Below are 1,799 nucleotides of genomic sequence, written 5' to 3'. Positions count from 1 at the left end.
AAAACGGCTCGGGTTCGGTGGCCTGTGCCAGGAGCGGCAGCGCGCACAACAGGCAGGTCGCGCCGAGTGAGCGAATGGGGCTTGAGGACATGGCTGCACCTCATTGTCTGAAAGAAAACGAAGTTTGCCGTAGCGCCCGTGTGACTTACGCGAAGCGCTTTGTGCGCTTTCATGGGTTCGCCGGTGGGGCGCGAAATGAGGCTAGGAGGTCAATCTTAAAAACAGCTTAAGGCATGGGTCGCGCTCATCTGCTGGCTACGACGGCCGGCGCGGTCGTCGCAACAATTCGGAACGTCAAAAAGGAAAAAATAGTTGCCATTTTACGGAAAAAATGGAATTATTATTTCCATGCCGAGACGATCAAACGCCGCCGATATGCTCCCTTCCCCCGTGGAGCGTGCCCTTGCGGATTTCGGGGAGAACCTGCGGGTCGCGCGCAAGCGCCGCCGCGAGACCATGCAGTCGTTCGCCGAGCGCATGCAGGTGTCTGTCCCGACGCTGCGCAAGATGGAGGCGGGCGACCCTACCGTTTCCATTTCGGTCTATGCGATGGCGCTGTGGCTGGTCGGCCGGGTACAGTTTCTCCCCCGAATTGCCGATCCAGCCGCCGACCAAACGGCGCTCGCACTTGAATTGCAGAACCTGAAATCAGGCGGTAAAGGAGTCCAGCGATGAATGGAAGTATCGAGATCGGGACGAACAACGAACTGTCCGTCTGGATCTATCCGGAGTCCTCCGCCGACCCGGTGCATTGCGGTGTACTGGAGCTCATTCGCGGCCGGCTGTGTCGCTTCGAGTATGCGCCAGCATGGCTCGCGCGTGCTGACGCGTTCGAGTTGTCCCCCGATCTTCCGTTGCATGCTGGCAAGTTCGAGCCGGATGCCGGGCTCAACATTCACCCCATTTTTGCGGACGCGGGCCCGGATCGTTGGGGACGGCAGATCATCGATCGGGTGTTCCGTTTGCGACGGAGCTCAGAGATCGACTACCTCGCGGTTGCGGGCGAGGATCGCATCGGTGCACTGGCCTTCTCGCTCGAATCCGGCCGTTACAACGTCGTTGTCGAACAGGCGCTGCACACGGCTGATCTTGCGGCGTTGCTCAGCGCCGCTCAGGCAATCGAGCGACATATGCCGATCGATGACGATATGCGCCGGCTGCTGCGACCGGGCGCCAGCGCTGGGGGGGCGCGTCCGAAGGCAATCATTCGAGACGACGGGTGCCACTGGCTCGCCAAGTTTCCAGCGGAAGGGGACTCGGTCGACGTTTGCGCGATCGAACAGGCCTCGCTTCGTCTCGCGGCCGCGTGCGGTATAACGGTGGCCGACTCGCGCCTCGTGGATGTTGGCGGCCGCAATGTCCTGCTAGTCGAGCGATTCGACCGCGATGAGGCCGGTGGCCGGATTCATTTCGCGAGCGCGCGGACGCTGCTGATCGCGCAAGGCGTGGATATCGCGAATGCCGCCTATTCAGATATTGCGGACACGGCGCGTCGCTTCTCGCGGGCTCCGAAGGAGGAGGCGCGGGAGATCTTCAAGCGGATGGTGTTCAACGTCGCGATGGAAAATACGGACGATCACGAGAAGAATCACGCATTTCTGTGGCGGGACGGCCGCTGGAACCTCGCACCGGCCTACGACGTCCAGCCGCAGCTGCAGGGCATCCACTATCAGCAACTGAAGGTCGGCCGTTTTGACTACGAGCCCTCGATGCGCAACGTGCTATCGGATTGCGGCCGGTTTATGCTCACGGAAGCCGAGGCGCGCAGCGAGATCGGCGAGATGATGGTCGTGCTCGAA

Annotated in this window: 2 protein-coding genes; both read left to right on the top strand. The window is 61.3% G+C overall.

Annotated elements, in window-relative coordinates; genetic code table 11:
* Positions 1-312 precede the first annotated feature (312 nt).
* Positions 313-675 (top strand): helix-turn-helix transcriptional regulator, encoded by a 363-nt coding sequence (locus tag VGL01_RS24950; RefSeq protein ID WP_331574179.1) that lies wholly within the window; start codon positions 313-315, stop codon positions 673-675.
* The coding region (locus VGL01_RS24945) for a type II toxin-antitoxin system HipA family toxin (protein ID WP_331574177.1) at positions 672-1,799 on the top strand (1,128 nt) is incomplete at its 3' end. The genes VGL01_RS24950 and VGL01_RS24945, both read left to right, overlap by 4 nt.

This window comes from Trinickia sp. (assembly GCF_036503415.1).
Classification (GTDB): Bacteria; Pseudomonadota; Gammaproteobacteria; order Burkholderiales; family Burkholderiaceae; genus Trinickia.
The sequence above is the reverse complement of the archived record's forward strand: the minus strand, read 5'-3'. Positions and strand labels throughout refer to the sequence as shown.